The organism is Vibrio sp. Evd11, assembly GCF_900382755.1.
GTDB lineage: Bacteria > Pseudomonadota > Gammaproteobacteria > Enterobacterales > Vibrionaceae > Vibrio > Vibrio lentus.
Map to the genome: position 1 here is coordinate 39,719 of NZ_OSDX01000006.1, position 24,392 is coordinate 64,110.

Annotated in this window: 21 protein-coding genes and 1 riboswitch; of the genes, 10 read left to right on the forward strand and 11 right to left on the reverse strand. The window is 43.0% G+C overall.

Annotation, left to right across the window (positions count from 1 at the left end):
- The first annotated feature begins 272 nt into the window (after nucleotides 1–272).
- From purR to ED652_RS03795, 4 genes are all read left to right on the forward strand, one after another.
- Nucleotides 273–1,277 carry an HTH-type transcriptional repressor PurR gene (gene purR / locus ED652_RS03780; RefSeq protein ID WP_017105767.1) on the forward strand — a complete coding sequence of 335 codons (1,005 nt, stop codon included), beginning with the start codon at nucleotides 273–275 and terminating at the stop codon, nucleotides 1,275–1,277.
- A gap of 170 nt (nucleotides 1,278–1,447) precedes the next feature.
- Nucleotides 1,448–1,533: riboswitch (cyclic di-GMP riboswitch) on the forward strand.
- A 127-nt stretch (nucleotides 1,534–1,660) separates the two neighbouring features.
- Nucleotides 1,661–2,251: a TfoX/Sxy family DNA transformation protein gene (locus ED652_RS03785; RefSeq protein WP_076668914.1), complete on the forward strand. Its 591-nt coding sequence runs from the start codon at nucleotides 1,661–1,663 to the stop codon at nucleotides 2,249–2,251.
- Nucleotides 2,252–2,384: 133 nt separating this feature from the next.
- The gene (locus ED652_RS03790) at nucleotides 2,385–3,065 is read left to right on the forward strand and encodes a TVP38/TMEM64 family protein (protein ID WP_122053525.1); all 681 of its coding nucleotides are present in this window, start codon (nucleotides 2,385–2,387) and stop codon (nucleotides 3,063–3,065) included.
- A 63-nt stretch (nucleotides 3,066–3,128) separates the two neighbouring features.
- Nucleotides 3,129–3,446 carry a DUF2007 domain-containing protein gene (locus ED652_RS03795; RefSeq protein ID WP_017111051.1) on the forward strand — a complete coding sequence of 106 codons (318 nt, stop codon included), beginning with the start codon at nucleotides 3,129–3,131 and terminating at the stop codon, nucleotides 3,444–3,446.
- Nucleotides 3,447–3,570: 124 nt separating this feature from the next.
- Here ED652_RS03795 and ED652_RS03800 read toward each other — a convergent pair whose 3' ends face one another.
- The 4 genes from ED652_RS03800 to topA all read right to left on the reverse strand — a co-directional run bounded on the left by ED652_RS03800 (nucleotide 3,571) and on the right by topA (nucleotide 10,481).
- Nucleotides 3,571–4,368, reverse strand: a complete 798-nt coding sequence (locus ED652_RS03800; protein WP_065111048.1) for an alpha/beta fold hydrolase — start codon at nucleotides 4,366–4,368, stop codon at nucleotides 3,571–3,573.
- A gap of 285 nt (nucleotides 4,369–4,653) precedes the next feature.
- Nucleotides 4,654–6,108 (reverse strand): glycogen synthase GlgA, encoded by a 1,455-nt coding sequence (gene glgA / locus ED652_RS03805; protein WP_122053526.1) that lies wholly within the window; start codon nucleotides 6,106–6,108, stop codon nucleotides 4,654–4,656.
- A complete protein-coding gene (gene glgC, locus ED652_RS03810; RefSeq protein WP_076668920.1) occupies nucleotides 6,098–7,327 on the reverse strand; it encodes a glucose-1-phosphate adenylyltransferase in 1,230 nt (409 codons plus the stop codon). Before glgC ends, glgA begins: the two co-directional genes overlap by 11 nt.
- Nucleotides 7,328–7,850: 523 nt before the next feature.
- Entirely contained in the window at nucleotides 7,851–10,481 is a 2,631-nt protein-coding gene (gene topA, locus ED652_RS03815; RefSeq protein WP_122053527.1) for a type I DNA topoisomerase, read from the reverse strand.
- Between the two features lie 440 nt (nucleotides 10,482–10,921).
- Between topA and ED652_RS03820 the strand changes: the two genes are divergently transcribed.
- Complete coding sequence (locus ED652_RS03820) at nucleotides 10,922–11,167, forward strand: YciN family protein (protein ID WP_017105775.1); 246 nt, start codon at nucleotides 10,922–10,924, stop codon at nucleotides 11,165–11,167.
- Nucleotides 11,168–11,229: 62 nt separating this feature from the next.
- Here the strand turns inward: ED652_RS03820 and aroA are convergent, their stop codons facing one another.
- Nucleotides 11,230–12,510: a 3-phosphoshikimate 1-carboxyvinyltransferase gene (gene aroA, locus ED652_RS03825; protein ID WP_017111055.1), complete on the reverse strand. Its 1,281-nt coding sequence runs from the start codon at nucleotides 12,508–12,510 to the stop codon at nucleotides 11,230–11,232.
- Nucleotides 12,511–12,672: 162 nt separating this feature from the next.
- Complete coding sequence (locus tag ED652_RS03830; protein ID WP_122053528.1) at nucleotides 12,673–13,128, reverse strand: glycine zipper 2TM domain-containing protein; 456 nt, start codon at nucleotides 13,126–13,128, stop codon at nucleotides 12,673–12,675.
- 53 nt (nucleotides 13,129–13,181) lie between these two features.
- Between ED652_RS03830 and aat the strand changes: the two genes are divergently transcribed.
- From aat to infA, 3 genes are all read left to right on the forward strand, one after another.
- On the forward strand, nucleotides 13,182–13,895 hold the full coding sequence (gene aat / locus ED652_RS03835) for a leucyl/phenylalanyl-tRNA--protein transferase (protein ID WP_122053529.1): 714 nt from the start codon (nucleotides 13,182–13,184) through the stop codon (nucleotides 13,893–13,895).
- Entirely contained in the window at nucleotides 13,892–14,590 is a 699-nt protein-coding gene (locus tag ED652_RS03840) for an arginyltransferase (protein WP_122053530.1), read from the forward strand. Before aat ends, ED652_RS03840 begins: the two co-directional genes overlap by 4 nt.
- Before the next feature lie 81 nt (nucleotides 14,591–14,671).
- Nucleotides 14,672–14,890, forward strand: a complete 219-nt coding sequence (infA, locus tag ED652_RS03845; protein ID WP_001040192.1) for a translation initiation factor IF-1 — start codon at nucleotides 14,672–14,674, stop codon at nucleotides 14,888–14,890.
- A 363-nt stretch (nucleotides 14,891–15,253) separates the two neighbouring features.
- Here infA and clpA read toward each other — a convergent pair whose 3' ends face one another.
- Both clpA and clpS read right to left on the reverse strand, forming a co-directional pair.
- Nucleotides 15,254–17,527: an ATP-dependent Clp protease ATP-binding subunit ClpA gene (gene clpA, locus ED652_RS03850; protein ID WP_122053531.1), complete on the reverse strand. Its 2,274-nt coding sequence runs from the start codon at nucleotides 17,525–17,527 to the stop codon at nucleotides 15,254–15,256.
- Between the two features lie 39 nt (nucleotides 17,528–17,566).
- Nucleotides 17,567–17,887 carry an ATP-dependent Clp protease adapter ClpS gene (gene clpS / locus ED652_RS03855; protein WP_009846337.1) on the reverse strand — a complete coding sequence of 107 codons (321 nt, stop codon included), beginning with the start codon at nucleotides 17,885–17,887 and terminating at the stop codon, nucleotides 17,567–17,569.
- A gap of 589 nt (nucleotides 17,888–18,476) precedes the next feature.
- On the opposite strand from clpS, the gene cspD reads away from it, so the two are divergent.
- Entirely contained in the window at nucleotides 18,477–18,698 is a 222-nt protein-coding gene (gene cspD, locus ED652_RS03860; protein ID WP_009846336.1) for a cold shock domain-containing protein CspD, read from the forward strand.
- Nucleotides 18,699–19,021: 323 nt separating this feature from the next.
- On the opposite strand, the gene ED652_RS03865 is transcribed toward cspD, so the two are convergent.
- Nucleotides 19,022–21,247: an NADP-dependent isocitrate dehydrogenase gene (locus tag ED652_RS03865; protein WP_122053532.1), complete on the reverse strand. Its 2,226-nt coding sequence runs from the start codon at nucleotides 21,245–21,247 to the stop codon at nucleotides 19,022–19,024.
- A gap of 339 nt (nucleotides 21,248–21,586) precedes the next feature.
- Here ED652_RS03865 and ED652_RS03870 point away from each other — a divergent pair, with 339 nt between their 5' ends.
- Nucleotides 21,587–22,315: a pseudouridine synthase gene (locus ED652_RS03870; RefSeq protein ID WP_122053533.1), complete on the forward strand. Its 729-nt coding sequence runs from the start codon at nucleotides 21,587–21,589 to the stop codon at nucleotides 22,313–22,315.
- A gap of 115 nt (nucleotides 22,316–22,430) precedes the next feature.
- Here the strand turns inward: ED652_RS03870 and ED652_RS03875 are convergent, their stop codons facing one another.
- Together ED652_RS03875 and ED652_RS03880 are read right to left on the reverse strand one after the other, a co-directional pair.
- On the reverse strand, nucleotides 22,431–23,096 hold the full coding sequence (locus ED652_RS03875; RefSeq protein ID WP_254051680.1) for a DUF2057 domain-containing protein: 666 nt from the start codon (nucleotides 23,094–23,096) through the stop codon (nucleotides 22,431–22,433).
- A gap of 91 nt (nucleotides 23,097–23,187) precedes the next feature.
- Nucleotides 23,188–24,147 (reverse strand): porin, encoded by a 960-nt coding sequence (locus ED652_RS03880; protein WP_122053535.1) that lies wholly within the window; start codon nucleotides 24,145–24,147, stop codon nucleotides 23,188–23,190.
- Between the last annotated feature and the right edge of the window lie 245 nt (nucleotides 24,148–24,392).

Here is a 24,392-nt window from a genome sequence, read left to right on the forward strand (position 1 = left end):
TCACCCAGATTTCTGGGTGAATTTTATTGCGAGTAATTTCTAGTCAGTCTAAAATTGTGACCGCAAACGATAAAATATGAAACATTCACGAAATGCTATGCTTATTTAAGTTCAGAGCATTTCGGTGTTAAGACAAGCCGCTCAATAGCGGTTTTTTGTTTTTTAGCACTTTAGTACCCCAAAGAGCCCTACAAATTTAAGCTCTTAGTTAGGTAGCTTAACGGCTACTTTATTCCGTACTTTGGGAAAGTAGCTTCTAATAGGATAAAACCATGGCCACTATAAAAGATGTCGCTCGCTTAGCAGGCGTATCAACTACCACCGTTTCTCACGTAATCAACAAAACACGTTTTGTTGCAGAAGCGACTCAAGAGAAAGTAAATAAAGCCGTAGACGAGTTAAACTACGCACCAAGTGCTGTAGCGCGTAGCTTGAAATGCAATTCAACACGCACTATCGGCATGCTAGTGACTCAATCAACAAACCTCTTCTTCTCTGAAGTGATCGATGGTGTTGAAAGCTACTGCTACCGCCAAGGTTACACTTTGATTCTGTGTAACACGGGGGGTATCTATGAGAAGCAACGTGACTACATTCGAATGCTTGCAGAAAAACGTGTAGATGGCATCTTGGTTATGTGTTCTGACTTAACAGAAGAACTTCGTGGCATGTTAGATCGCCATGCTGATATCCCAAAAGTTGTCATGGACTGGGGCCCTGAAACCTCTCAGGCTGATAAGATCATCGATAACTCTGAAGAAGGCGGCTATCTAGCAACCAAGTACCTGCTAGAACGTGGTCACACAAAGATTGCTTGTTTAAGTGGCCACTTAGACAAAGCAGCATGTGTAGAACGCATCGCGGGTTACAAACGCGCACTCAATGAAGCGAAGGTCGCAACCGACGAAAAGCTCATCATTGAAGGTAACTTTGAGTGTGATACCGCTGTACTTGCGGCTGATAAAATTGCTCAGATGGAAGATCGCCCTACTGCAGTGTTCTGTTTTAACGACACAATGGCACTTGGCCTGATGAGTCGCCTGCAACAGCAAGGTATTCGTATTCCTGAAGATATTTCGGTTATCGGTTACGACAACATTGAACTTGCAGAATACTTCTCTCCACCATTGACGACGGTTCACCAACCTAAGCGTCGTGTTGGTAAAAATGCATTCGAAATTTTGTTGGAACGCATTAAAGATAAAGATCATGAAAAACGTGTCTTCGAAATGCACCCAGAAATTGTTGAGCGAAGCACAGTTAAAACGTTAAATTAATTGATAAATCGAGTTTAATTTCATTAAGCGCACCTTTGAGTGCGCTTTTTTTATAAGCAGATAAAGTAAACCCAGTTGCATAATACCAAGATCATTAATTGAAGCAATATCACATTTTGAAATATCAGGTGTGAGCCTCATTCAACAAAAACTTTATTCTATTCAGTCAGTCACGCACAGGGCAAACCACTCGAAAGAGTGAGACGCAAAGCTTCCGGCCTAAACCACTCGTTGGTATGGTAGCGGGGTTACCGATGGCAAAATGCGGTAATTACTAACAATTTAGTAATTTACGGCTTATTGACAATTTAATTGCAACATTTTGCTAATCTCTCGGACCTGCTTATTTGGTGGCGTAGTTCAAATACACCGAGATAGATAACATGGATAAACCGATACTAAAGGACTCAATGAAATTATTTGAGCCCCTAGGAAAAATAAAATCACGCTCAATGTTTGGTGGATTCGGGCTTTTTGCTGATGACACTATGTTTGCTCTGGTTGTAAATGACCAGCTGCACATAAGAGCGGACAAAGACACAACAAAGCAATTCGAGCAACAAGGGTTTCAACCATACGTCTACAAAAAACGTGGTTTCCCTGTCGTCACTAAGTATTTCGCATTGCCGGAAGGTTTGTGGCAAGACCAAGAAAAAATCTTGCAGCTTGCTACGACGTCTCTGGGTTTTGCTAAAGAAGAGAAAGCTGAGCAGTCTTCTGCTAAGCCAACTCGACTAAAGGACCTCCCTAACCTTCGACTGGCTACCGAGCGTATGTTGAAAAAGGCGGGGATCGATTCCGTAGAATGTTTATATGAATCTGGCTCTGTAAACGCATTTAACGCCATCAAGGAATCGCATGCTTCCTCAGTCAGCATTGAGCTGCTTTGGGCGCTAGAAGGTGCGATCAATGGTACTCATTGGTCTGTTATACCGCAGCAACGTCGTGAAGAGCTTATCAGTCGCGTCAATTAATATTGTTAGTTCAAACTATCTACATAACTAAGCCGCATTCTTGCGGCTTTTTTTATATCTGTTGAAAGTTAATCTATGCTTTGCCTGTCTATCTATACTAATGGTATGCATTGAAAAATTAGAGGAAGTATCAATGAGTAAGAAAATGATATTGGGTATCGTATTGGTCGTAACGATCGTCTTGTTAGGCGTCAATTTCGGCCAATACCTAACACTTGAGAATGCGAAAGCTCAACAAGCTGTTTTGAATGACTACATCGAGAGCAATTTTATTGCTGCTGCTGCAATTTACTTCGCCGCCTATGTCATGATCACGGCTTTCTCAATTCCTGGCGCTGCGGTTGTTACGCTGTTAGGCGCTGCCTTGTTTGGTTTCTGGAACAGTTTACTGCTGGTATCTTTTGCAAGTGCTATTGGTGCAACCCTTGCTTTCTTAAGTAGCCGTTACCTTTTACGTGACTGTATCCAAACCAAGTTTGGCGACAAGTTGGCAACGATTAACAAGGGTGTTGAAAAAGACGGGGCATTTTACTTATTCTCTCTACGTCTGATTCCTGTCTTCCCGTTTTTCCTTATCAACCTGTTAATGGGGTTAACCCCAATGTCGGTAACTCGTTACTACATCACAAGCCAAATAGGGATGTTGCCAGGTACTGCGGTTTTCTTAAATGCTGGTACTCAACTCGCAGAAATTGATTCACTTTCGGGTATCGTATCTCCTTCAGTACTATTGTCATTTGCCTTGTTGGGAGTATTCCCAATTATTGCTAAATGGTTGATGAGTAAGTTTCGCTCAGCACCTGTGGCTGACTAACGTGTATAGCGGAATAACGTATATAGCTGACTAAAACCCAAAGCCGAATAAGGTTCTATTTCAATGAAAATCTTCAGTGCATCGAATCCTACAGAAGCCCATATCATCTGTGGATTGTTAGAAAGTGAGAATATTGCGTGTGAAGTCCGTGGTGAGGGTTTGTTCGGTTTGAAAGGGGAAATCCCATTCACTGAAGAAACTGACCCTTACGTATGGTTATATGAGCCAGAATTGGCCAGTAAAGCCCGTACGATCGTCAATGACTACCAAAAACAGCAAGATTCGATCATCTATGAAGAGTGGCGTTGCGGCGAGTGCCATGAAGTTAATGAAGCGCAATTCGGTTCTTGTTGGCAGTGTGGCGCAGCATCTCCTGAATAATATCTCACGACGACAACCAGAGATTCGTCAAATACCTCCTCCAAATAAAAACGGGAAGCTAACTAGCTTCCCGTTTTTATTTCAATTCGATTTAATTCTCGCCTCAGAGCATGAACCGAGAAGCTCACTGGATTTGCTTTTGGATAAACTCGATAGAATGTTGATTGAATTCTTCAGGGTTTTCAACATTACACACATGTCCGCAATTCGCTATTTCCACTAACTCACTCGACTCGTGCGCTTCAACCATCTCTTTTACGGGCTTGATGAACATGTAGTCACGTTCTCCCATCAAATAAAGAGTCGGGATCGGCAACTCTCTATCTTTAAAGTATTTCATTAGAGGGTTCACATCAGCGGTAAGGATGAACCAACGTTTAAATTCTTTTTGACACAATTTTTTGGCTTCGCGGATAAATAGATGGCGAGATTCTTTTTGGCTTTTCTGCGGCATGACAACATAAGCAAAAAGGCTGTATAGCCACATGTATGGAATGATGTGCTTGCTTAAATTACCCAGCTTTATTAGTACTTGAGAGCGAGTATTGAGCTTAGTCACTGCACCACCGAGCACCATTGAACGCACGCGCCCTGCGGCTAATTCCGCTACGTTGCGAACAATAATCGTTCCGAGAGACATGCCAACGAAATGCGCTGAACGGATTTTTAGATGATCAAGAACTTTAAGGATATCGAGCGTGACCGATTTGAACGTATAGCGGTTCGTAATCAAGCCTTTAAGTATGTTGTCTGACTTGCCATGCCCTCTAAGATCAATGAGAAGCAAGTTGAAATGTTGTTTATACGCTTTGATCTGTTTGAACCAGATAGAGGAGCTGCCCCCCGCGCCATGCACAAACACAACCCACTCATCGCTCGTAGGGTGAGTAAATGTTTTATGAAATAATAAACTCTCAGACATACCTATCGCTTTAATTATAATAATGGAGCTATGCCTCATGGTGAGGCGATGGCTAAGGATATCACGCTATTGAGCAGATTAAGTGATAATAGTGTCAAACCTACTATTAGTCATGTGAATACCTACCCTCCTTTTCTACCTGACTAAAATGAGTTTGCAAGTTTTGTCTGCGTAAACGTGATGTGATCTGACCAGAAAACAAAAAGGCACTCTAGTCTCAGAGCGCCTTCTTTCATTACAAACCATTACTATCTGTCAGCTTAATTTTAAAACTATTTCAGCGAGTTAAAATGCCGCATGATACATCGCAAGGTATTCTTTAGCCGCATCTTCCCAACTAAAATCTTGCTGCATGGCATAAAGCTGAACACGCTTAATTTCGGATGGGTTTTGTGCGTAAAGCAGTAATGAACGATGTAACACAGCCAGTAACGCTTGTGGTGTTGGTTCATCAAAAGCAAACCCCGTTGCGATCTCAGGATCCTGATCGTAATCATTCACGCTGTCTTTTAAACCACCGACAGAACGAACAATCGGTAACGTACCGTAAGCCATGCTATAGATTTGATTTAAGCCACAAGGCTCAAATTCAGAAGGCATCAAGAAGAAATCAGAGCCCGCTTCAACCAAGTGCGCTAATTCGTTGTTATACGCTTCAACAAACGAGAACTTGTTTGAGTGAAGTGCCGACAACTCTTTTAGCTGACTCGCCAATACTGGGTCACCTGTACCCACAATCACAATCTGCAAGTCGTTCTTCAAGAACTGTTCGATGATAGGCAGTAAGTAGTGAACACCTTTCTGATTAGTCAGACGACAAACCATGCCATAAACCGCACAATCGGTGACTGGCAGGCCAACATCTTGTTGCAGTTTTTGCTTACAAGCTGATTTTCCGCGAACCATGCTGTGTTTGGTCGCTTTGTATTTACGAGGTAGGAAAGCATCCGTTTCCGGATTCCAGGCACCGTAATCACAGCCATTCAGAATACCAAACAGGTCGTTAGATCTGTGTTGGAATTCAGCTGCCATACCATGGCTACCTAATTCCGTCTTCAGCTCTTGTGCATAAGTTGGGCTAACTGCATTCACTTTATCTGCACACAACACACCCGCTTTCAGCATCGTCACGTGAGTATCACTTACGGCAGCTTCTGGAACATTATGGTTGTGCATTTCAGGCAGAGACTGCAACTCTTCGTAAGAAAACACGCCTTTAAAAACCGCATTGTGAATCGAGATTACGCTGCGTGTGTTTTTAAAAAAGTCGTGTTGTTGATAACGAGACTTAAGCAAGAAGGGAACAAAACCCGTATGCCAATCATTGGCATGAACGATATCGGGCTGAAAGCCAAGTTTAGGAAGCATATCCAAACACGCAGCACTAAAGAACGAGAAACGCTCTCCGTTATCGGCATAAGCGTGATTATTTTCAGCGTACATTTCAGGGCGATCGAAATACTTGGCACATTCAATACCAAAAACTTGAACACCTTCGACGCTCAATTTCTTAACTTGATAAGCGGTGTGAGGCCAATGATCCAGCTCGGTAGCCAAGATGACTTCTGCTGAATCAATGTTTGGAATGTTTCGATAAGCGGGGATGGTCACTCGAACGTCTTGTTCGAGTGTTTGTAACGCTTTAGGCAGTGCCTTGGCTACATCAGCCAAGCCACCACTTTTAATTAAGCCTTCAACTTCAGACGCTACAAAAAGTACCGAGAGAGTCTTAGTAACCAACTCGTGCTCCTTTAGAAATCACGACTACACCATCGTCAGATACGTGGTAATGTTTTTTATCTTCTGTCAGGTTTACACCAATCTGAGTGCCTGGTGCAATGTCGGCATCTTTATCAATGATAACGCGACGTAGTATACAACCTTCGCCAACCTTTACATCACCAAGTAAAATACTCTCGCTGATATCACACGCTGATGCGATATTGCTGCGGAAACCCAATACACTCTTTTCAATGCGTGAACCGCGAACATAACTACCGCTACACACAAGGCTATCAATTATCTGAATTCGACCATTTGCCGAGTCAGTAAAGGTAGCTGGTGGTAGTGGCGGGTAATAAGTGTGTAGAGGCCATTTGCGGTTGTATAGCGAGAATGGCGCATCTTTCTTAAGAAGGTCCATATGAGCTTGCCAGTACGCGTCAATCGTACCTACATCGCGCCAGTACACTTCTTCTTTTTCACCAGTAATGCGATTGGTACTGAAGTCATAAACAAACACATCACCACGTGGGAACATGTTTGGAATAATATCTTTACCGAAATCGTGAGTAGAATCAGGCTTATCTGCATCTTCTGTTAGTTCGGCAAAAAGCTCTTTTGCTTCGAACACGTAGTTGCCCATTGAAACGAGCGCAGATTCAGGATCGCCTGGAATCGGCTTCGGATTTGCAGGTTTCTCTTCAAAGCCAATCATACGGCCTTCAGCATCAACCTCGATAACACCGAATTCTGATGCTTCAGCAAGCGGCATGCGCAGTGCAGAAACGGTTAACGCTGCTTTCTTCTCTTTATGGAAATCAAGCATCTGCTTGATGTCCATTTTGTAGATATGATCAGAACCAAAAATACAGACTTGATCGGGTTCTTCCAACTCCATAAAGCCCATGTTTTGGTAGATAGCATCTGCTGTGCCTTCGTACCAACGCTTCCCTTTACGCATTTGCGCAGGAATAGGGTCAATGAAGCGATCTGTTATACCACTGATATTCCAACCTTTTTTCATATGGTGGAACAGTGATTGTGACTTGAATTGTGTTAATACATAGATCTTCATCAGATCAGCATTAACGAAGTTGTTCAAAGCGAAATCAATTAAGCGGTAGCTACCACCGAAAGGAACCGAGGGTTTGCTGCGAGATTCAGTTAAAGGTCTTAAGCGAGAGCCTTCACCACCAGCAAGAATCATTCCCAATACACCAGCCATTTTATTCTCCATATATTTATAGCTTGTCGATGTCAGTACTCGTAGAGGTGTCTTCCTCTGGGGGATGAGCACTAACACTTATTTCGGTACTTAACGAATATTCATTCACATACAGTGACAATATCCTAAGCCAAACGTTGTTATGCGTGCACTATTCTTTGCACTTGGTTTTATATACGTTATCGACTTTTCGGTCGATTTCAATTTTTAATACGCCATTCTGTGCTATGTAAGCTGATTGCTTTCCTAAGACTTAAAGCAGCTCACACTACACCGTGCGGGCGAAACATTACATTAACACCCGTCACACATCAGGTATACAACTAAACACTGATCTTTGAGTTACAATATTTGAATTAAGTTACATTCTCGTTAAAGTTGCATAAGAAGATATAATTAATCATCTCCATTTATTTTACCCTGTGAATTTAATAAATTCTCGCAATCAATACACCGAATCAACCAGTTGCATAATTAGTCGTATTTTGGTCAAAAAAAAACAGCCTAATGGCTGTTTTTTTCAAATAACGTTCAGTTACTTCTCTTTAGGCTTTTTACGTTTATCCGTAATTTCCCACTTACCATCGATGTACAACGCAGTCCAACCAGATGGTTTACCATCCGCTTCAGTACGAACGTAGTTCTCTTTGGTCTTACGACTAAAACGAACGACTGTCGGCTTGCCATCAGGATCAGCAACTGGTGCTGATGTCAGGTATTGGAATTTAGGTGAAATACGGTCTTTAAAACGTACCAGCTCTTCCACTAATGGCGCACGTGTTTCACGTGATTTAGGAAAGTTGCTCGCTGCCATAAATAGACCAGAAGCACCGTCACGAAGTACGAAGTACGCATCTGAGTTTTCACATGGAAGTTCAGGAAAATGCACTGGGTCTTCTTTAGGTGGCGCTACTTCGCCATTTCTCAGAATCTTACGAGTGTTCTTACAATCTTCACTCGTACAGTCCATGTATTTACCGAAACGACCGTTCTTCAGAACCATGTCAGAACCACATTTGTCACACTCAACAAGTGGACCATCGTAGCCTTTGACTTTGAATTCACCGTGTTCAACCACATAACCTTCACAGTTAGGGTTGTTACCACACACGTGCATCTTACGCTTATCATCAATCAGATAAGCATCCATTGCCGTTTCACAAATAGGACAACGCTTTTTCGCTCGAAGTGCTGCTGTTTCAACGTCTTCTTCAAGAACGTTGATAATACCTTCTTCATCACCAAGGTTGATTGTTGTCTTACAACGCTCTTTTGGTGGAAGTGCATAACCAGAACAACCTAGGAATACGCCTGTCGAAGCCGTACGAATACCCATTTTACGGCTACAAGTTGGACACTCAATATCGGTCTCTACGATATGATTTGGCTTCATGCCACCAGCGTCTTCGTCTAAATCCGCTTTTTCCAAATCGCCAGTAAAGTCTTCGAAGAAGTTATCTAGCACGCCTTTCCAGCTTGCTTCGCCTTCTGCAATTTGGTCTAACTTCTGCTCCATACGAGCAGTAAAGTCATAGTTCATTAGATCATTGAAACTGCCATCTAGACGGTCAGTAACAATTTCACCCATCTTCTCAGCATAGAAACGGCGCTGTTCAACTTTTACATAACCGCGATCTTGAATCGTCGAGATGATTGATGCGTAAGTTGAAGGACGACCAATACCGCGCTTCTCAAGCTCTTTAACCAGCGCAGCTTCAGTGAAACGTGCTGGTGGCTTAGTGAAATGCTGTTTAGGGTCTAGAGCAATCAGGTCAAGCTTGTCGCCAATTTGAACTGCAGGGAGAATAGTATCTTCATTCTTACCCATTGGACGTTGAACGCGAGTCCAACCATCAAATTTAAGGATACGGCCTTTCGCTTTCAGCGTGTACTCATCCGCTTTAACACTTACTGTTGTTGAATCGTATTGCGCAGGCGTCATTTGACACGCGACGAATTGATTCCAAATCAGCGAGTAAAGTTTGTGAGCATCAGCATCAACACCATTTAAGTCTTCAGACTTCACATCAACGCTTGAAGGACGAATCGCTTCGTGGGCTTCTTGTGCGCCCTCTTTGCTACCGTAAACAAGTGCTTTAGCTGGCAAATATTGCGCACCAAACTCAGAACCGATGTATTCACGTGCGGCCTCTACAGCCTCTGAACTCAAGTTAGTCGAGTCAGTACGCATATAAGTGATGTAACCCGCCTCATAGAGACGCTGAGCCAACATCATGGTTTTCTTTACGCCGTAGCCAAGACGCGTACTCGCAGCTTGTTGCAACGTTGACGTGATGTAAGGAGCAGACGGCTTACTCTTCGTTGGGCGGTCTTCTCGTTTACATACTTCGTATTGAGCTTTATCTAATACACTGACGGCAGCCAAAGTTTGCGCTTCGTTTACAGGTTTGAAAGCAACACCATCTTTCTGTGCAACTTGCAGTCTGAAATCTGTTTTATCCGTCGTTTTAGTATCAGCATGCACATCCCAGAACTCTTCAGGGATAAAGGCATTGATCTCGCGCTCACGCTCAACCAGCAGTTTTACCGCTACTGATTGAACGCGGCCAGCGGACAGGCCTCGTGCTACTTTTTTCCAAAGCAGAGGTGACACCATAAAGCCCACAACACGGTCCATGAAACGTCGTGCTTGCTGAGCGTTTACGCCATCGATGTTTAGCTCACCTGGAGTTTCGAAAGCTTGCTGAATAGCATTTTTAGTAATTTCGTTAAAAACCACTCGTTTGTATCGCGTTTCATCGCCACCGATGATCTCACGAAGGTGCCATGCGATAGCTTCTCCTTCGCGATCCAAATCGGTTGCGAGATAAACATGGTCTGCGTTCTCAGCCAGTTTTTGCAATTCAGCAACGACTTTTTCTTTACCTGGTAGAATTTGGTAGTTCGCTTCCCACTCATTATATGGGTTGATACCCATCTTTTTTATAAGCGCTTTGCGATCTTTTTCTTTCTTGATACGAGCTTTATCTTCTGGGCTCATACCTTTGGTTGAAACTGCAGTAGCCTTTTTACCGGTGCTTTGACCTGCCGTTGGTAAATCACGTACGTGACCTACACTCGACTTAACGACAAAGTCTTTGCCAAGATATTTATTGATGGTTTTAGCCTTGGCCGGCGACTCCACTATAACTAGCGATTTACCCATATTGACTCTAACGTCCTTAATCACGATGCTTCAGCACCAACAATTTAACTTGTGGGCTTTTACGCATGATATTCTAAATTCATTGCTTCTTTTTTTACTATTGTGCGAGATTACTAGAAGATCAACCGCTTTTTTCAAAATTGGATCTGATCGGTCGACAAATCGACGACTCAGCGGATAAAAGGGTCACAATGTAAAAAAGCGATAAAGTACTCACGAAGAATACTTGCAAGAGCCTATTCATCAGGCATTACGTATAAACGCGGTCATACTAAGCTTGTCCGCGAATCTAACGCGAGCCCCATTCAATTATTTTTGTCATAAATCACAAAATAAATGATGGAGATTCGAAAAGACTCTCTTATTCGGTTGTGAAATCATTGAATTTCTAGTGCTACACAATAAACTCAACGATATATTCAGTTATCAGAGATGAACTCATGACAAAGAAAGTAATAGCAGAATTTGATTTACTGCTTATCGCAAACCAAATTATCCAATCACATGATGACTACATTGAAGGCATGCGCACAAACAGCGTAGTAGAAAAAGACGACGTACTCGTCTTTAAGGGTGAATACTTCTTAGACAGCAACGGATTGCCAACAGAGAATACAACCGCAGTATTTAACATGTTTAAATACTTAGCGCACCATCTTTCAAAAGAATTTACGCTTCAGCAATAATGAAAAAGCTTGCCATTTAGGCAAGCTTTTTTACTTCCTGAATCTCTATACACTCAGTATTTTTATTGGCTCAGCATCTTCAGCTTGTCGAAGTAGTCAGGGAAAGTCTTTGAAGTACAACCTGGATCATTAATGGTCACAGGTGTATCACTCAACGCCACCAACGAGAAACACATCGCCATACGGTGATCATCATAGGTATCAATCGCCGCATGTGTCAGTTCAGCAACAGGGTTAACGATAATGTAATCTTCACCCTCTTCGACCTCTGCGCCAACTTTACGAAGCTCTGTCGCCATCGCCGCTAAGCGATCGGTCTCTTTAACACGCCAGTTGTAAACATTACGAATAGCCGTTGTACCTTTAGCAAACAAGGCTGTCGTTGCAATAGTCATCGCTGCGTCTGGAATATGGTTGTAATCCATATCAATGCCTTTCAGCTCGCCACAGCGAGAGATAACGTAGTCATCACCCCATTCAATTTCAGCACCCATTTTTTCAAGCGCATCAGCGAATTGGATATCACCTTGGATACTGTTTTTACCAATACCCGTGACTTTAATTTCGCCGCCTTTAATCGCCGCAGCGGCAAGGAAGTACGATGCCGATGACGCATCGCCTTCAACCAAGAAGTCACCAGGTGCAGAGTACGATTGCCCCGTAGGAATTACGAACTCTTGATAATCGTTATTGATCACATCCACACCAAATTGTTTCATAATGTGTAGCGTGATATCGATGTAAGGTTTTGAAACTAATTCGCCATCAATTTTAATGGTCACTTCACCTTCAGCTAAAGGTGCAGCCATTAAAAATGCCGTCAAAAACTGACTAGAAATAGAACCATCAATAGAAACCGTACCACTCTTAAGGCCAGTGCCCTTAATTTTTAACGGTGGGAAGTTTTCGTTTTCTAGATATTCTACATCGGCGCCTGCTGCTCGTAATGCGGTGACTAGATGACCAATTGGGCGCTCTTTCATTCGAGGTTCGCCAGTCAGTACATATTCGCCATGGCCTAAGCATAATGCTGCGGCTAATGGACGCATCGCTGTACCAGCGTTACCTAAGAAAAGTTCAAGAGCTTGGTCGCTTGAGAATGCACCACCAACACCCGTTACTTCACAGACGGTTTTATCTGCAGACAATTGATAATCAACGCCCAACTGAGTCAAAGCATTCAGCATATGGCGGATATCATCACTGTCTAACAAATTGGTTAGGCGTGTTGTTCCAGTCGAAAGTGCCGCTAAAAGAAGTGCTCGGTTAGATACACTTTTTGAACCAGGTAAGTTAACTTCCCCGCTCACTTTTTGAATTGGTTGTAACGTAAGGCTTTCCATTAAATCTTTTAGTCCTTGTACCACCCGAAGCCACTGGCGCGTATTTATTTTCGGGTGATGAATAATTCTTCGTACTTGCAGACTAACGAACTTTTCCGATGAACTCCAGAGCTAATCCCCTCGATAAAGGCGATTAACTAGCCAACTAAACACATTTACATACTAGTACACGAGATCAACTCGAACGCCATCAGAAAAATATAGGATTCGCACGTCATCGCCACGATTAAACAACATAGAATTGTCGACATCTTGAATAATGTTGACCAGCTTATTGTCTTTGGTTTTGACCAATAACTCGACCAACTTGTATTCAACCCTATATTGGGAGTTACCTCGATTACGCGCAATCCCGGCGCCCGCCACAGCACCGACGGCCGTTGCGACTTCTTTGCCGGTACCGCCACCAAATTGATTACCTATCAAGCCACCAATTGCAGCACCCAACAAGGTTTCCCAACCATTCGCTTTCGACTCTACGATCTCTTGTTGGGTAATGTATCTGACCGTGTCAATCTCACCATAAACGACCTCGTTAACAGGACGAGCTTGGTTTCTGTTGTAAGCTGCATTTGCCAACATGGGCAAAACAAGTAAAATCCAAAGCAACTTTTTCATGGTAAAACTCCTAAAGACCTCTTGGTCATTGATTAATCTGTAATGCGGTACTTATGACTATATACCTAACCGAGCTTGATACTACTAGTATAGAGTTTCCTTCGCCCTTTGAAGCCCTCGACGAACCGAATGGCTTGCTCGCCTTTGGGGGTGATTTGTCTCCGATGCGAATTTTAAACGCTTATAGCCAAGGTATATTTCCATGGTATGGGCCTGGGGAGCCTATACTTTGGTGGAGCCCTGCACCGCGAGCAGTATTTAATCCTAAGACATTCGAACCATCAAAAAGTCTTAAAAAGTTTCAAAGAAAGCACAATTATCGAGTTAGCATTAACCAAGCGACCGATAAAGTGATTGGTTACTGTTCATCGCTCAGACCTCAAGAAGAAACGTGGTTAAACGAAGACATGCAAACCGCCTACCGTGAATTATCAGCATTAGGTTTTTGTCACTCGGTAGAAGTTTGGCAAGACGATGAGCTGATTGGAGGCCTATACGGCTTGCAGAGAGGTCAGGTATTTTGTGGTGAATCGATGTTTAGCTTGAAGACCAATGCCTCCAAAATTGCGCTATGGTATTTCTGCAGACACTTTAAGCAATTTGGAGGAAAGCTCATCGACTGCCAAGTCATGAATCCTCACTTGGACTCATTAGGCGCTATCGAAGTAGAAAGAGATGAGTTCCTTAGTGCTTTGAAAATACTTAAAGAAAATCAACTTAGCGATGGATGTTTTAAATCACAATGGCTAGAGGGAACGCCTTCATGAGTTCAGATTTACAACAAATCAGAATTGGATTGACCGATAACCATGCTTGCAGCTACCTGCCACATCTTCAAGAAAGAGTGGCGGTCACGCTTGATGAACACATGCATACTTCAGATAATTATGAAGTCCTGCTGGCCAACGGATTTCGCCGCAGTGGAGCGACCATTTATAAGCCACATTGCGATAATTGCTCTGCGTGCCAAGCTATTCGCCTCTCGATTCCCGAGGTCAAGTTTTCCAAAAGCCAACGACGAATCCTCAACAAAGCCAAATCACTACGTTGGGAATTGAAAGACGAGATGGATGACAACTGGTTTGACTTATATAGTCGCTATATAACCGCTCGTCACCGTTCCGGAACCATGTATCCCCCAAAAAAAGAAGAGTTTCTACAATTCTCTAAAAATGAATGGCTTGCCACAAAGTTCATGCACATCTATGATGATAGCCAGTTAGTCGGCATCGCCGTCACTGATGTGATGTCTCACTGCACAAGCGCATTTTATACCTTCTTCGATCCTGATATCGACATCTCTATGGGAACACTAGGTGTTCTGTTTCAAATCCAGCACGCCCAGAAAGAACAGAAACATTGGTTATATTTGGGTTATCAAATCGATGAATGTCCTGCGATGAACTATAAAGTACGATTTCAACGTCATCAAAGGCTAGTAAATCAGCGGTGGCAAGGGTAGAATACGCGACAACTTTACATATTTTGATTTTAACGGCACAATCAAGCCGTTGAAAACCGCCAAGTTTCGAAAGAGGATTAGATGGCTAAAGAAGACGTAATCGAGATGCAAGGCACTGTCCTTGATACTCTACCAAACACGATGTTCCGTGTTGAGCTTGAAAATGGTCACGTAGTGACAGCACACATCTCTGGTAAAATGCGTAAGAACTACATCCGTATTCTTACTGGTGATAAAGTAACTGTTGAGATGACTCCATACGACCTTTCTAAAGGCCGCATCGTCTTCCGTGCTCGTTAATTTTTAATTATCGAATACGATAAAAAACGGAGCTCTGTGCTCCGTTTTTTACCGCCTATACAAAGGCAAACAGATTAGATAATCGCTTTATAAGTCACTCTATTTCCTAAGGTAGAGTTCCTAACCCGCGTCACACCCAGCTAAAGCCTCACCCTTCAATGTTTAGCCCTAACTCTATATCACCAAGTAAATACTCACTACTACGCTCTAGTTGTATCTACACGCATTCCTAGCTGTCTTTTCGAGCACGCAGATACAAAAAAACGCACAACCTAAGTCATGCGTTTTTATCAAAGTATTACGTTTAAGTGCGTCTACTCATCGTTAGTTACTAATAGTAGTTAACTGTGATTCCCTAGCTTCTTAGTGCATCACTTCTTCTTTGGCGCCTACGTAAACGAAGTCCAGTTCATCTTTCTTCAGTGACACTTTCACAGTACCGCCGTCAACCAAGCTCCCGAACAGCAACTCATTAGCAAGAGGCTTTTTAAGCTTCTCTTGAATCACACGTCCCATCGGACGAGCGCCCATGGTCTTGTCATAGCCTCTTTCAGCTAACCAATGACGAGCATCCTCAGAAACCTCTAAAGATACACCACGAGCGTCCAGTTGGACCTGAAGCTCAACAATGAACTTATCAACAACTTGACTGATCACACTTGGATCAAGGCTGTTGAACCAGATGATATTATCAAGACGGTTACGGAACTCTGGTGTGAAGACCTTCTTGATTTCGCTCATCGCGTCTGGCGCATGATCTTGTTGGATCAAACCGATCGATTTCTTCTCGGTTTCTGCGACACCAGCGTTGGTTGTCATCACTAGGATCACATTGCGGAAATCTGCTTTGCGACCGTTGTTGTCGGTTAGCGTACCGTTGTCCATCACCTGTAATAACAAGTTAAAGATATCTGGGTGTGCCTTCTCGATCTCATCAAGTAGCACAACAGAGTGTGGGTTCTTAATGACAGCATCGGTTAGCAGACCACCTTGATCATAACCAACATAACCAGGAGGCGCACCGATCAAGCGGCTTACCGAGTGACGCTCACCGTACTCCGACATATCAAAGCGCAGAAGCTCAATACCCATCAATTTAGACAGTTGAACAGTCACCTCTGTTTTACCGACACCAGTAGGGCCAGCAAACAAGAATGAACCAACAGGTTTATTGTCTGCTCCTAATCCTGCACGAGTTAGCTTGATCGCTTCGCTCAATACATCGATCGCTGGGTCTTGTCCGAATACCAACATTTTCATGCGGTCATCCAGTTTCTGCAGCGTATCTTTGTCTGAAGACGATACTGACTTTTCAGGAATACGAGCCATTTTCGCAACCATCGACTCGATATCAGCCACGCTCACTGTCTTCTTACGACGACTTGCTGGCGCCAAACGACTACGAGCACCCGCTTCATCAATAACGTCAATCGCCTTATCTGGAAGGTGACGTTCATTAATATACTTAGCAGACAACTCCACAGCAGCACGTAACGCTTTGTTGGTGTAACGTACTTCGTGGTGAGCTTCGTATTTAGGCTTCAAGCCAATCAGAATCTTGGTCGTGTCATCTAGCGATGGTTCAACAATATCGATTTTCTGGAAGCGACGAGATAAAGCACGCTCCTTCTCAAAAATACTGCTGTACTCTTGGTAAGTGGTTGAGCCAATACAACGTAATTTACCGCTGCTTAATAGCGGTTTAATTAGGTTTGCCGCATCCACCTGACCACCCGATGCTGCACCCGCACCAATAATGGTATGGATCTCATCGATGAACAGGATAGCGTCTTCTTCTTTCTCGAGTTGCTTCAGAATCGCTTTAAAGCGCTTCTCAAAGTCACCACGATATTTCGTTCCCGCAAGCAGTGAACCAATATCCAAAGAGTAAATCACGCTGCTCTGAATAATTTCAGGGACTTGGCCTTCAACGATGCGCCATGCAAGACCTTCAGCGATAGCAGTTTTACCCACACCCGCCTCTCCCACTAATAGAGGGTTGTTCTTACGACGACGACACAGAACTTGAACGGTACGTTCTAGCTCTTTGTCACGACCGATGAGTGGGTCAATGTTACCTTGCTTCGCTACTTCGTTAAGGTTGGTCGCAAAATTTTCTAGACGATCTTCTGAGTTAGCTTCTTCGGCATTCTCTGCACCACCAAATGAATCAGGTGATGAACCGCTATCGCCTTCATTACTGCCTTTGGTAATACCGTGTGAAATAAAATTCACTATGTCTAAGCGGCTGATGTCGTTTTTCTTAAGAAGATACGCCGCGTGAGATTCTTGCTCACTAAAAATAGCCACAAGTACATTTGCACCTGTTACTTCGCTGCGACCTGAAGATTGAACATGAAAAACAGCGCGCTGAAGTACTCGTTGAAAGCTCAGCGTGGGCTGGGTTTCACGAGTCTCGTCGCTTTCAGGGATAAGTGGGGTCGTTTGGTCGATAAAAATATCGAGCTCATTGCGAAGAGCATCGAGATCAGCCTGACAAGCTTGGAGCGCTTCCTTGGCCGCATCATTTTCTAATAATGCTAGTAGGAGGTGTTCGACAGTCATGAATTCATGTCGCTTGTCTCGCGCACGAGAAAATGCGCCATTTAAACTCGTCTCTAATTCTTTATTTAGCATAAGTACCTCCTAAGGGAACAACAGTGTTGTTCGAGCAATTTACACTTGCTCCATTGTACATAGTAGCGGATGCTCATTTTCCTTTGAGTACATCGTTACCTGCGCTACCTTTGTTTCGGCTATTTCAGCACTGTATGTGCCACAAATAGCTTTACCTTCATAATGAACCTTGAGCATCACTTCCGTTGCTTTTTCGATATCTAGTGAGAAAAATCGCTCTAGGATCTCGATTACAAAGTCCATAGGCGTGTAGTCATCGTTATGTAATACAACGTTATACATTGCCGGTGGCTTTACTTTCGTTCTCTCTTTCTCCAGTAAATCTGAGCCTGGAGATGCCCATTCAAAGTTTCTGCTCATATTAGCTTTGCTAAGGGTTATTTTTCGGAAGTAGTGAATGTTTAGTTAACTCAAATTTACCACATTCACGCATTACGGTGTACTAAGAAACTGCACCAAGAAACAGTACCAAAAAATATTCCTCTATACTGAGCCTAATCCACCATTTCCATCGCTGCAAATAAAAGATCTCGATTAACAGGATTAACATATGTGATTGATTAAAAAGACACCACAACTATTGATGGTGACGATAAGATCGTCGTTAAGTTACTATTTAGTTAATAGTATGCCGTCAATCTCGAATGTGATTTGTTATTAAAATTGATCATTTTTATACCAATTTGCTATTGACTGTACTCAATCATTAGCTACATTGGAGCTAAAAGGTTTTTCTGATACAACTTCGTAACACGATTCTAAACCTAGTAATAAGCGTTAAAAATTTATAATAAGGAATAATTACGCAGGGTAGCGTTAATTTCCGTAAGCAATGTATGAGATTCAAGCTATCAGCTGAAATTGTTTAGTTGATAGGAACAATATCAATCGAACTTACATTGATTTGATATAACAACGTTAGTAACAAAATGCATGAGGGATGTATAGCATGGCTACAGGTACAGTAAAATGGTTTAACAATGCCAAAGGGTTTGGCTTTATTTGTCCAGAAGGTGAAGATGGCGATATTTTCGCGCACTACTCCACAATACAAATGGAAGGTTATCGAACCTTAAAGGCAGGTCAACAGGTCGATTATGAAGTAGAAAGTGGACCTAAAGGCTCCCATGCTAGCTCCGTTGTTCCTGTAGAAGGCAGCGCCGTAAAATAGGCGCTTGCCAAACATGTAACCTCTATCAGTCTTAATAAACGACTGTCAGGTAAGCAGAACATTGAAACCGCTCATTTCATACCTGTAATACAGGCTTAAATGGGCGGTTTTTCGATCTGAGAGCTAAAAGCTATTCACAGTACAATTTGTCCGAGAGATCCCTTTAGCTAGGTCTAGACCTAGGAAGCATTATGAATAAAAAAAGACGCTTTAACGTTATCGTTAAAGCGTCTTTCGTTTTGACTTTATCTGTGACTTAACTGCCAGACCAAGCAACTCGTTAGTAAATCATGTTCATGACTTACTAACGATGAGTCCAATCACTATGCGTCAATAAATGCGTTTAGCGTTGAGCTTGGGCGCATTAGTGATGAAACCAATGCATCATCAAGTAGGTAATAACCACCTAAGTCGCCTGCTGGACCTTGAGCGTTATTCAGCTCAGCAACAATAGCTTCTTCACTTTCAGCTAATTGAGTTGCAACACCTGCGAACTCAGCAGCAAGGTCAGCATCAACCGTTTGCTCAGCCAGCGCTTTCGCCCAGTATGCAGCAAGGTAGTAGTGGCTACCACGGTTATCAAGCTCACCCACTCGACGTGAAGGAGACTTGTTGTTATCTAGGAATTCACCAGTCGCTTTATCAAGCGCGTCAGCGAGAACTTGTGCCTTAGCATTCCCCGTTACTACGCTTAGGTGCTCTAGAGATGCCGCTAGTGCCAAGAACTCACCAAGAGAATCCCAACGCAGATGGTTTTCTTTCTCTACTTGTTGAACGTGCTTAGGAGCAGAGCCGCCAGCACCTGTTTCAAACAGGCCGCCACCGTTCATGAGTGGAACAATCGATAGCATTTTAGCTGACGTACCAAGCTCGAGAATCGGGAACAAATCTGTTAGGTAATCACGTAATACGTTACCTGTAACCGAAATAGTATCTAGGCCTTCTCTGATACGAACCAGTGAGTACTGAGTTGCTTCTAAAGGAGCAAGGATCTTAATTTCAAGACCATCGGTATCATATTCAGGAAGGTAAGCGTCAACTTTCTTAATAAGCTGAGCATCATGCGCGCGAGACGCGTCTAGCCAGAATACTGCAGGAACACCCGAAGCACGAGCACGAGTTACCGCTAGCTTAACCCAGTCTTGAATTGGTGCATCTTTAACCTGACACATACGGAAGATATCGCCTTCCTCTACGTCTTGCTCAAGAAGAACAGAACCAGAAGCGTCAACCACTTGAACCTGACCGGCAGCTTCAAGGATGAAAGTCTTATCGTGAGAGCCGTACTCTTCCGCTTTTTGAGCCATCAGGCCAACGTTTGGTACGCTACCCATCGTTGTAGGGTCGAAAGCGCCGTTCTCTTTACAGAAATCAATGACAGCTTGGTAGATGCTTGCGTAGCTGCGATCAGGGATCATAGCTTTCGTGTCTTTTTGCTTACCTTCTGGATCCCACATTTGACCAGAAGAGCGCAGCATTGCAGGCATAGATGCATCAACAATGATATCGCTTGGTACGTGTAGGTTGGTAATACCGCGGTCTGAATCTACCATCGCTAGTGGTGGTTGAGTCTCGTATACCGCTTGTAGGTCAGCTTCGATCGCTTCTTTCTGATCTTGAGGAAGCGCAGCAATTTTTGCGTATACATCGCCGATGCCGTTGTTAACATCAACACCGAGTTCTTCGAATAGCTCACCGTGTTTAGCGAATACGTCTTTGTAGTAAACCTTAACCGCGTGACCAAAGATCACAGGGTCAGATACTTTCATCATCGTCGCTTTCATGTGAAGAGAAAGCAGTACACCTTGCTCTTTAGCCGATGCGATTTCTTTTTCGAAGAACGCAACCAAAGCGGCCTTGTTCATTACTGACGCATCAATGATCTCTTTATCTTGAAGTGCGAAAGCAGGCTTCAGTGTTTTCTTCACACCATCTTTGCCAACGAATTCAATGCTCACTTCTGTAGCACCTTCAATCGTTACTGACTTTTCGCTACCGAAGAAGTCTTTGTCGTCCATACTTGAAACGTGCGACTTAGAATCTGCAGACCAAGCACCCATTGAGTGTGGGTTCTTCTTCGCGTAGTTTTTAACAGAAAGTGGAGCGCGGCGATCCGAGTTACCTTCACGTAACACAGGATTTACAGCACTGCCTTTGATTTTATCGTAAGTCGCTTTAACGGCTTTCTCTTCGTCAGTGTTTGCTTCTTCTGGGTAATTAGGAAGTGCGTAACCTTTTGACTGAAGCTCTTTGATTGTTGCTTGAAGTTGAGGAACAGATGCAGAGATGTTTGGAAGCTTGATGATGTTCGCTTCAGGTGTCTTAGCTAACTCACCTAATTCTGCTAATGCATCACCAATACGTTGCTCTTCGTTCAGGTAGTCAGGGAAGTTGGCAATAATGCGCCCTGCAAGTGAAATGTCGCGAGTATCAACGTTAATACCAGAAGAAGCCGTAAAAGATTGAATGATAGGCAGCAGAGAGTAAGTTGCTAGCGCCGGAGCTTCGTCAGTAATGGTATAGATGATCGTTGGTTTTTCAGTAGGCATGAAATTTCCCTATAGTTCTTACAAGCTCACTTAAAGCAGTGAGAGTGTTATAAATTGACCAGTAAGCCACTCTGAGAGTGAAAACTGCTTACTCGATAGTCGTACTCTATCTTATTTTTCATGCAATCTTGATGACAGCATGAGCCAAATCCGTGAGTGCATTGTTTTAATAAAAGAGCCAGTTATAATAAAACACGAAGTTATAATTAAACAAATCAGGCTTAAGAGTCCATCAACTTGTTCTATTTTGTGTCTTTTAGGCGCGCAAATGATAGCTCAATTCCGTTTCTATGAAAACTTTTCGGCACACTTCGTTTACATTTTTGCAAGGTAGTTAACATGTCTACTCGCTCACGCAGCGCATCTCGTTCAGACAAACCGGCTCGTTCTGGTACCACATTAAAACAAAGCGGTAATAGACAGAATCAACACAGTGGCAAAAATGACACTGGCAGTTCACACAAAAAACCGCACTCCAGCAAACACCGATATAAAGGCAAACCTACCAACGCAAAGCCTAAGGTAGCACCCGAAGATCGCAAAGTAATTCTGTTCAATAAGCCTTTCGATACTCTCAGCCAGTTCACTGATGGCGAAGGTAGAAAAACGCTAGCGGATTTTATTCCCGTAAAAGATGTTTATGCTGCTGGTCGCTTAGACCGCGATAGTGAAGGTTTATTGGTCTTGACCAATGATGGCATCTTTCAAGCCAAGTTGACTCAGCCGAACTCAAAATCGACCAAGACTTACTGGGTACAGGTCGAAGGCGCACCTTCTGAGAAAGATTTAGATAAATTGAGAAAAGGTGTTGAACTAAAAGATGGTATGACATTGCCTGCTCAGGTTGAGGTGATGTCTGAACCTGTTGTGTGGGAAAGAACCCCTCCAGTGCGTTTCAGAGCCGCAATACCGACAACATGGTTAGCGATTACTATCATTGAAGGGCGTAACCGTCAGGTAAGACGAATGACGGCAAACATAGGCTTCCCTACCCTGCGTCTAATTCGCTACTCAATGGGTAATATGGATGTGGGTCAGCTTCAGCCAGGTGAATGGAAAGAGATTTAGCTCTTACTGATACAGAAAAAGTATCGATACAGAAAAAGTATCGATACAGAAAAAGTACCAATATAGCAAAAGCGAGACTCTTATTAGTCTCGCTTTTTTTGTAGATGAAGATTGATTACTCTTGGTCAATCATCCATTTACGGAATTCTTTACGTTCTTGCTTAGAAGCTTTGATATACCAAGCCTGCAATTGCTCAACATTCTGAGTCTCAGCCAGTTTCACTGGTTTCTGAGCTTTGCCGCTTGTCTGTGCTGTCGTATTGTCTACCACAGAAGCTAATACTACCGCTTCAGCTGGCTTATCAAGTAACACACCATCTTTAAAATAGACTGCCTTACTTGCATTGTGCTCAGCCAGTCGAGACTCTAGACCGCCAAACGGTGCAAAACCGGGCTTACGTTCAATGACATCCTGTTGATATTTAATGGCTACATCATCCTGCAAAACTACCCATGATGGATTCACAGCTTCAAAGATCTTCTCAGCTTCCATATAGCTACGTACTTTTGGAGACTTAATTTCAACCTCTTCACCAGTAACATCAAAATTCAATACATAAGGTGCCGAAGAGTAAACACCGCTGTTACCAAATTTTTTATCAAAGCGAACTAAAACCTGGTTAAAACCTTCACTTATCTGGTTTTCACTGATTTTACTTTGAGCAGCTTGACCATTAATGTACAGAATTGATACGCCTTTCTGAGGCGTTAAAGTTGCCGCACTTACACTGCCAATAACGCTTGTAATCAAGCCCAAAGCTAACAATACTTTCTTCATCATGTCTCTCTTTAAAATCGAATAAACTGTTCTTTATCCTAACAAAAAAGCCACCCTAAGGTGGCTTTTTTTCTAAAACTCGATTACGAGGTCATTAGAATGATGCTTCAACACCAATTGCTAGACCGTTATCAGCTTTGTATGTTGCTTTGTCGTCTGAATCGATACCACCAACTTCCGCGTACACTTTAGTGTTTGGCGCGATTGCGTAAGTTGAGTTAACGAACCAACGATCTTCGTCTTTAAGATCTACATCGTGGTCACCGATTGAGTAACCAGTGTTGAAGCCCCAAAGACCCATAGTGTAACCAGCAGCAAATGCGATTGTTGCGTTGTCATCGTTCGCAGTATCAGAGTTTACACCGTAGTATGCTGTAGATAGGTAAACGTTCTCGATACCAGAGAATACTAGCTCAGCACCGTAACCTTGGTGATCGCCTTTTGCTTTGGTAGAGTCGAAATCAGCAACAAACGCAGAAACGTCGAAATCAGCGAAACGGTAGCCCATACGCGCATCGAAGTAATTAGAGTTAGTACCTTCAACGCCGTCAGCTGCTAGTTTGTCTTGTACGTAGCCTAATGTCGCGTATAGAGCGCCATTGTCGTAATCGTAACGAACTGCTTCGTCAGCACACTCGTTAGTTGCGTTGTCTAGAAGTGTAGAGATGCCGTAAGCTTCATCTTTACCGATACCTAGGTCATCAACAGCAGTACATAGGCGACCAAACTTAATTGAACCTAGAGTGTCGTTGTATGCCGCTACGTATGTATCGCCATTTTTAGTAGCTGTAGCGTTTGCATCTGAAGAACCGTTAAATTCCCAGTAAGCGCCAACTTTCCACTCTTCGTTTACCATGTACTTGATATCAAAACCGAAGTCAGCATCTTCGATTTTTTGTTCCATTGAAGAACCTTTTTTGTACTCGTTGCTGTATACAACTTCGATGTCGCCTTTCAGGTCAACAGAAACGCCGTCTTGGTTGTAAATTTCGATTGCTGCGTTTGCAGAACCAGCTGCTGTCATAACTGCTAGAGCTAATAGAGTCTTTTTCATAATAAATCCACTGCCTTTTCTAAGAATGGGAGATCCTTGCCCGGTTCCCTTTTATTTTTTATGACTGGTCATTACTACTCTTTGGTAGTTAATCACCGCCACTAAATTTCGTGGTCTAGATTGCAAAAGATTATCCTGCGTGTCAAATAAACTAAAAACAAACCTAAAAAAAACAAAAATACATAAAAATCAGTGTTTTACATTTTTTTTCATCATTTTACGAGCAACTTACCCTTAATTTTCAA

Coding starts and splice junctions, on each gene's coding strand:
- topA (WP_122053527.1), bottom strand. CDS start 10,481: ATGGGTAAATCGCTAGTTATAGTGGAGTCGCCGGCCAAGGCTAAAACC.
- ED652_RS03840 (WP_122053530.1), top strand. CDS start 13,892: ATGAGTTCAGATTTACAACAAATCAGAATTGGATTGACCGATAACCAT.
- ED652_RS03865 (WP_122053532.1), bottom strand. CDS start 21,247: ATGCCTACTGAAAAACCAACGATCATCTATACCATTACTGACGAAGCT.
- infA (WP_001040192.1), top strand. CDS start 14,672: ATGGCTAAAGAAGACGTAATCGAGATGCAAGGCACTGTCCTTGATACT.
- ED652_RS03875 (WP_254051680.1), bottom strand. CDS start 23,096: ATGATGAAGAAAGTATTGTTAGCTTTGGGCTTGATTACAAGCGTTATT.
- cspD (WP_009846336.1), top strand. CDS start 18,477: ATGGCTACAGGTACAGTAAAATGGTTTAACAATGCCAAAGGGTTTGGC.
- clpS (WP_009846337.1), bottom strand. CDS start 17,887: ATGAGCAGAAACTTTGAATGGGCATCTCCAGGCTCAGATTTACTGGAG.
- clpA (WP_122053531.1), bottom strand. CDS start 17,527: ATGCTAAATAAAGAATTAGAGACGAGTTTAAATGGCGCATTTTCTCGT.
- purR (WP_017105767.1), top strand. CDS start 273: ATGGCCACTATAAAAGATGTCGCTCGCTTAGCAGGCGTATCAACTACC.
- ED652_RS03880 (WP_122053535.1), bottom strand. CDS start 24,147: ATGAAAAAGACTCTATTAGCTCTAGCAGTTATGACAGCAGCTGGTTCT.
- ED652_RS03790 (WP_122053525.1), top strand. CDS start 2,385: ATGAGTAAGAAAATGATATTGGGTATCGTATTGGTCGTAACGATCGTC.
- ED652_RS03795 (WP_017111051.1), top strand. CDS start 3,129: ATGAAAATCTTCAGTGCATCGAATCCTACAGAAGCCCATATCATCTGT.
- ED652_RS03785 (WP_076668914.1), top strand. CDS start 1,661: ATGGATAAACCGATACTAAAGGACTCAATGAAATTATTTGAGCCCCTA.
- aat (WP_122053529.1), top strand. CDS start 13,182: ATGACTATATACCTAACCGAGCTTGATACTACTAGTATAGAGTTTCCT.
- ED652_RS03800 (WP_065111048.1), bottom strand. CDS start 4,368: ATGTCTGAGAGTTTATTATTTCATAAAACATTTACTCACCCTACGAGC.
- ED652_RS03870 (WP_122053533.1), top strand. CDS start 21,587: ATGTCTACTCGCTCACGCAGCGCATCTCGTTCAGACAAACCGGCTCGT.
- aroA (WP_017111055.1), bottom strand. CDS start 12,510: ATGGAAAGCCTTACGTTACAACCAATTCAAAAAGTGAGCGGGGAAGTT.
- ED652_RS03820 (WP_017105775.1), top strand. CDS start 10,922: ATGACAAAGAAAGTAATAGCAGAATTTGATTTACTGCTTATCGCAAAC.
- ED652_RS03830 (WP_122053528.1), bottom strand. CDS start 13,128: ATGAAAAAGTTGCTTTGGATTTTACTTGTTTTGCCCATGTTGGCAAAT.
- glgC (WP_076668920.1), bottom strand. CDS start 7,327: ATGGAGAATAAAATGGCTGGTGTATTGGGAATGATTCTTGCTGGTGGT.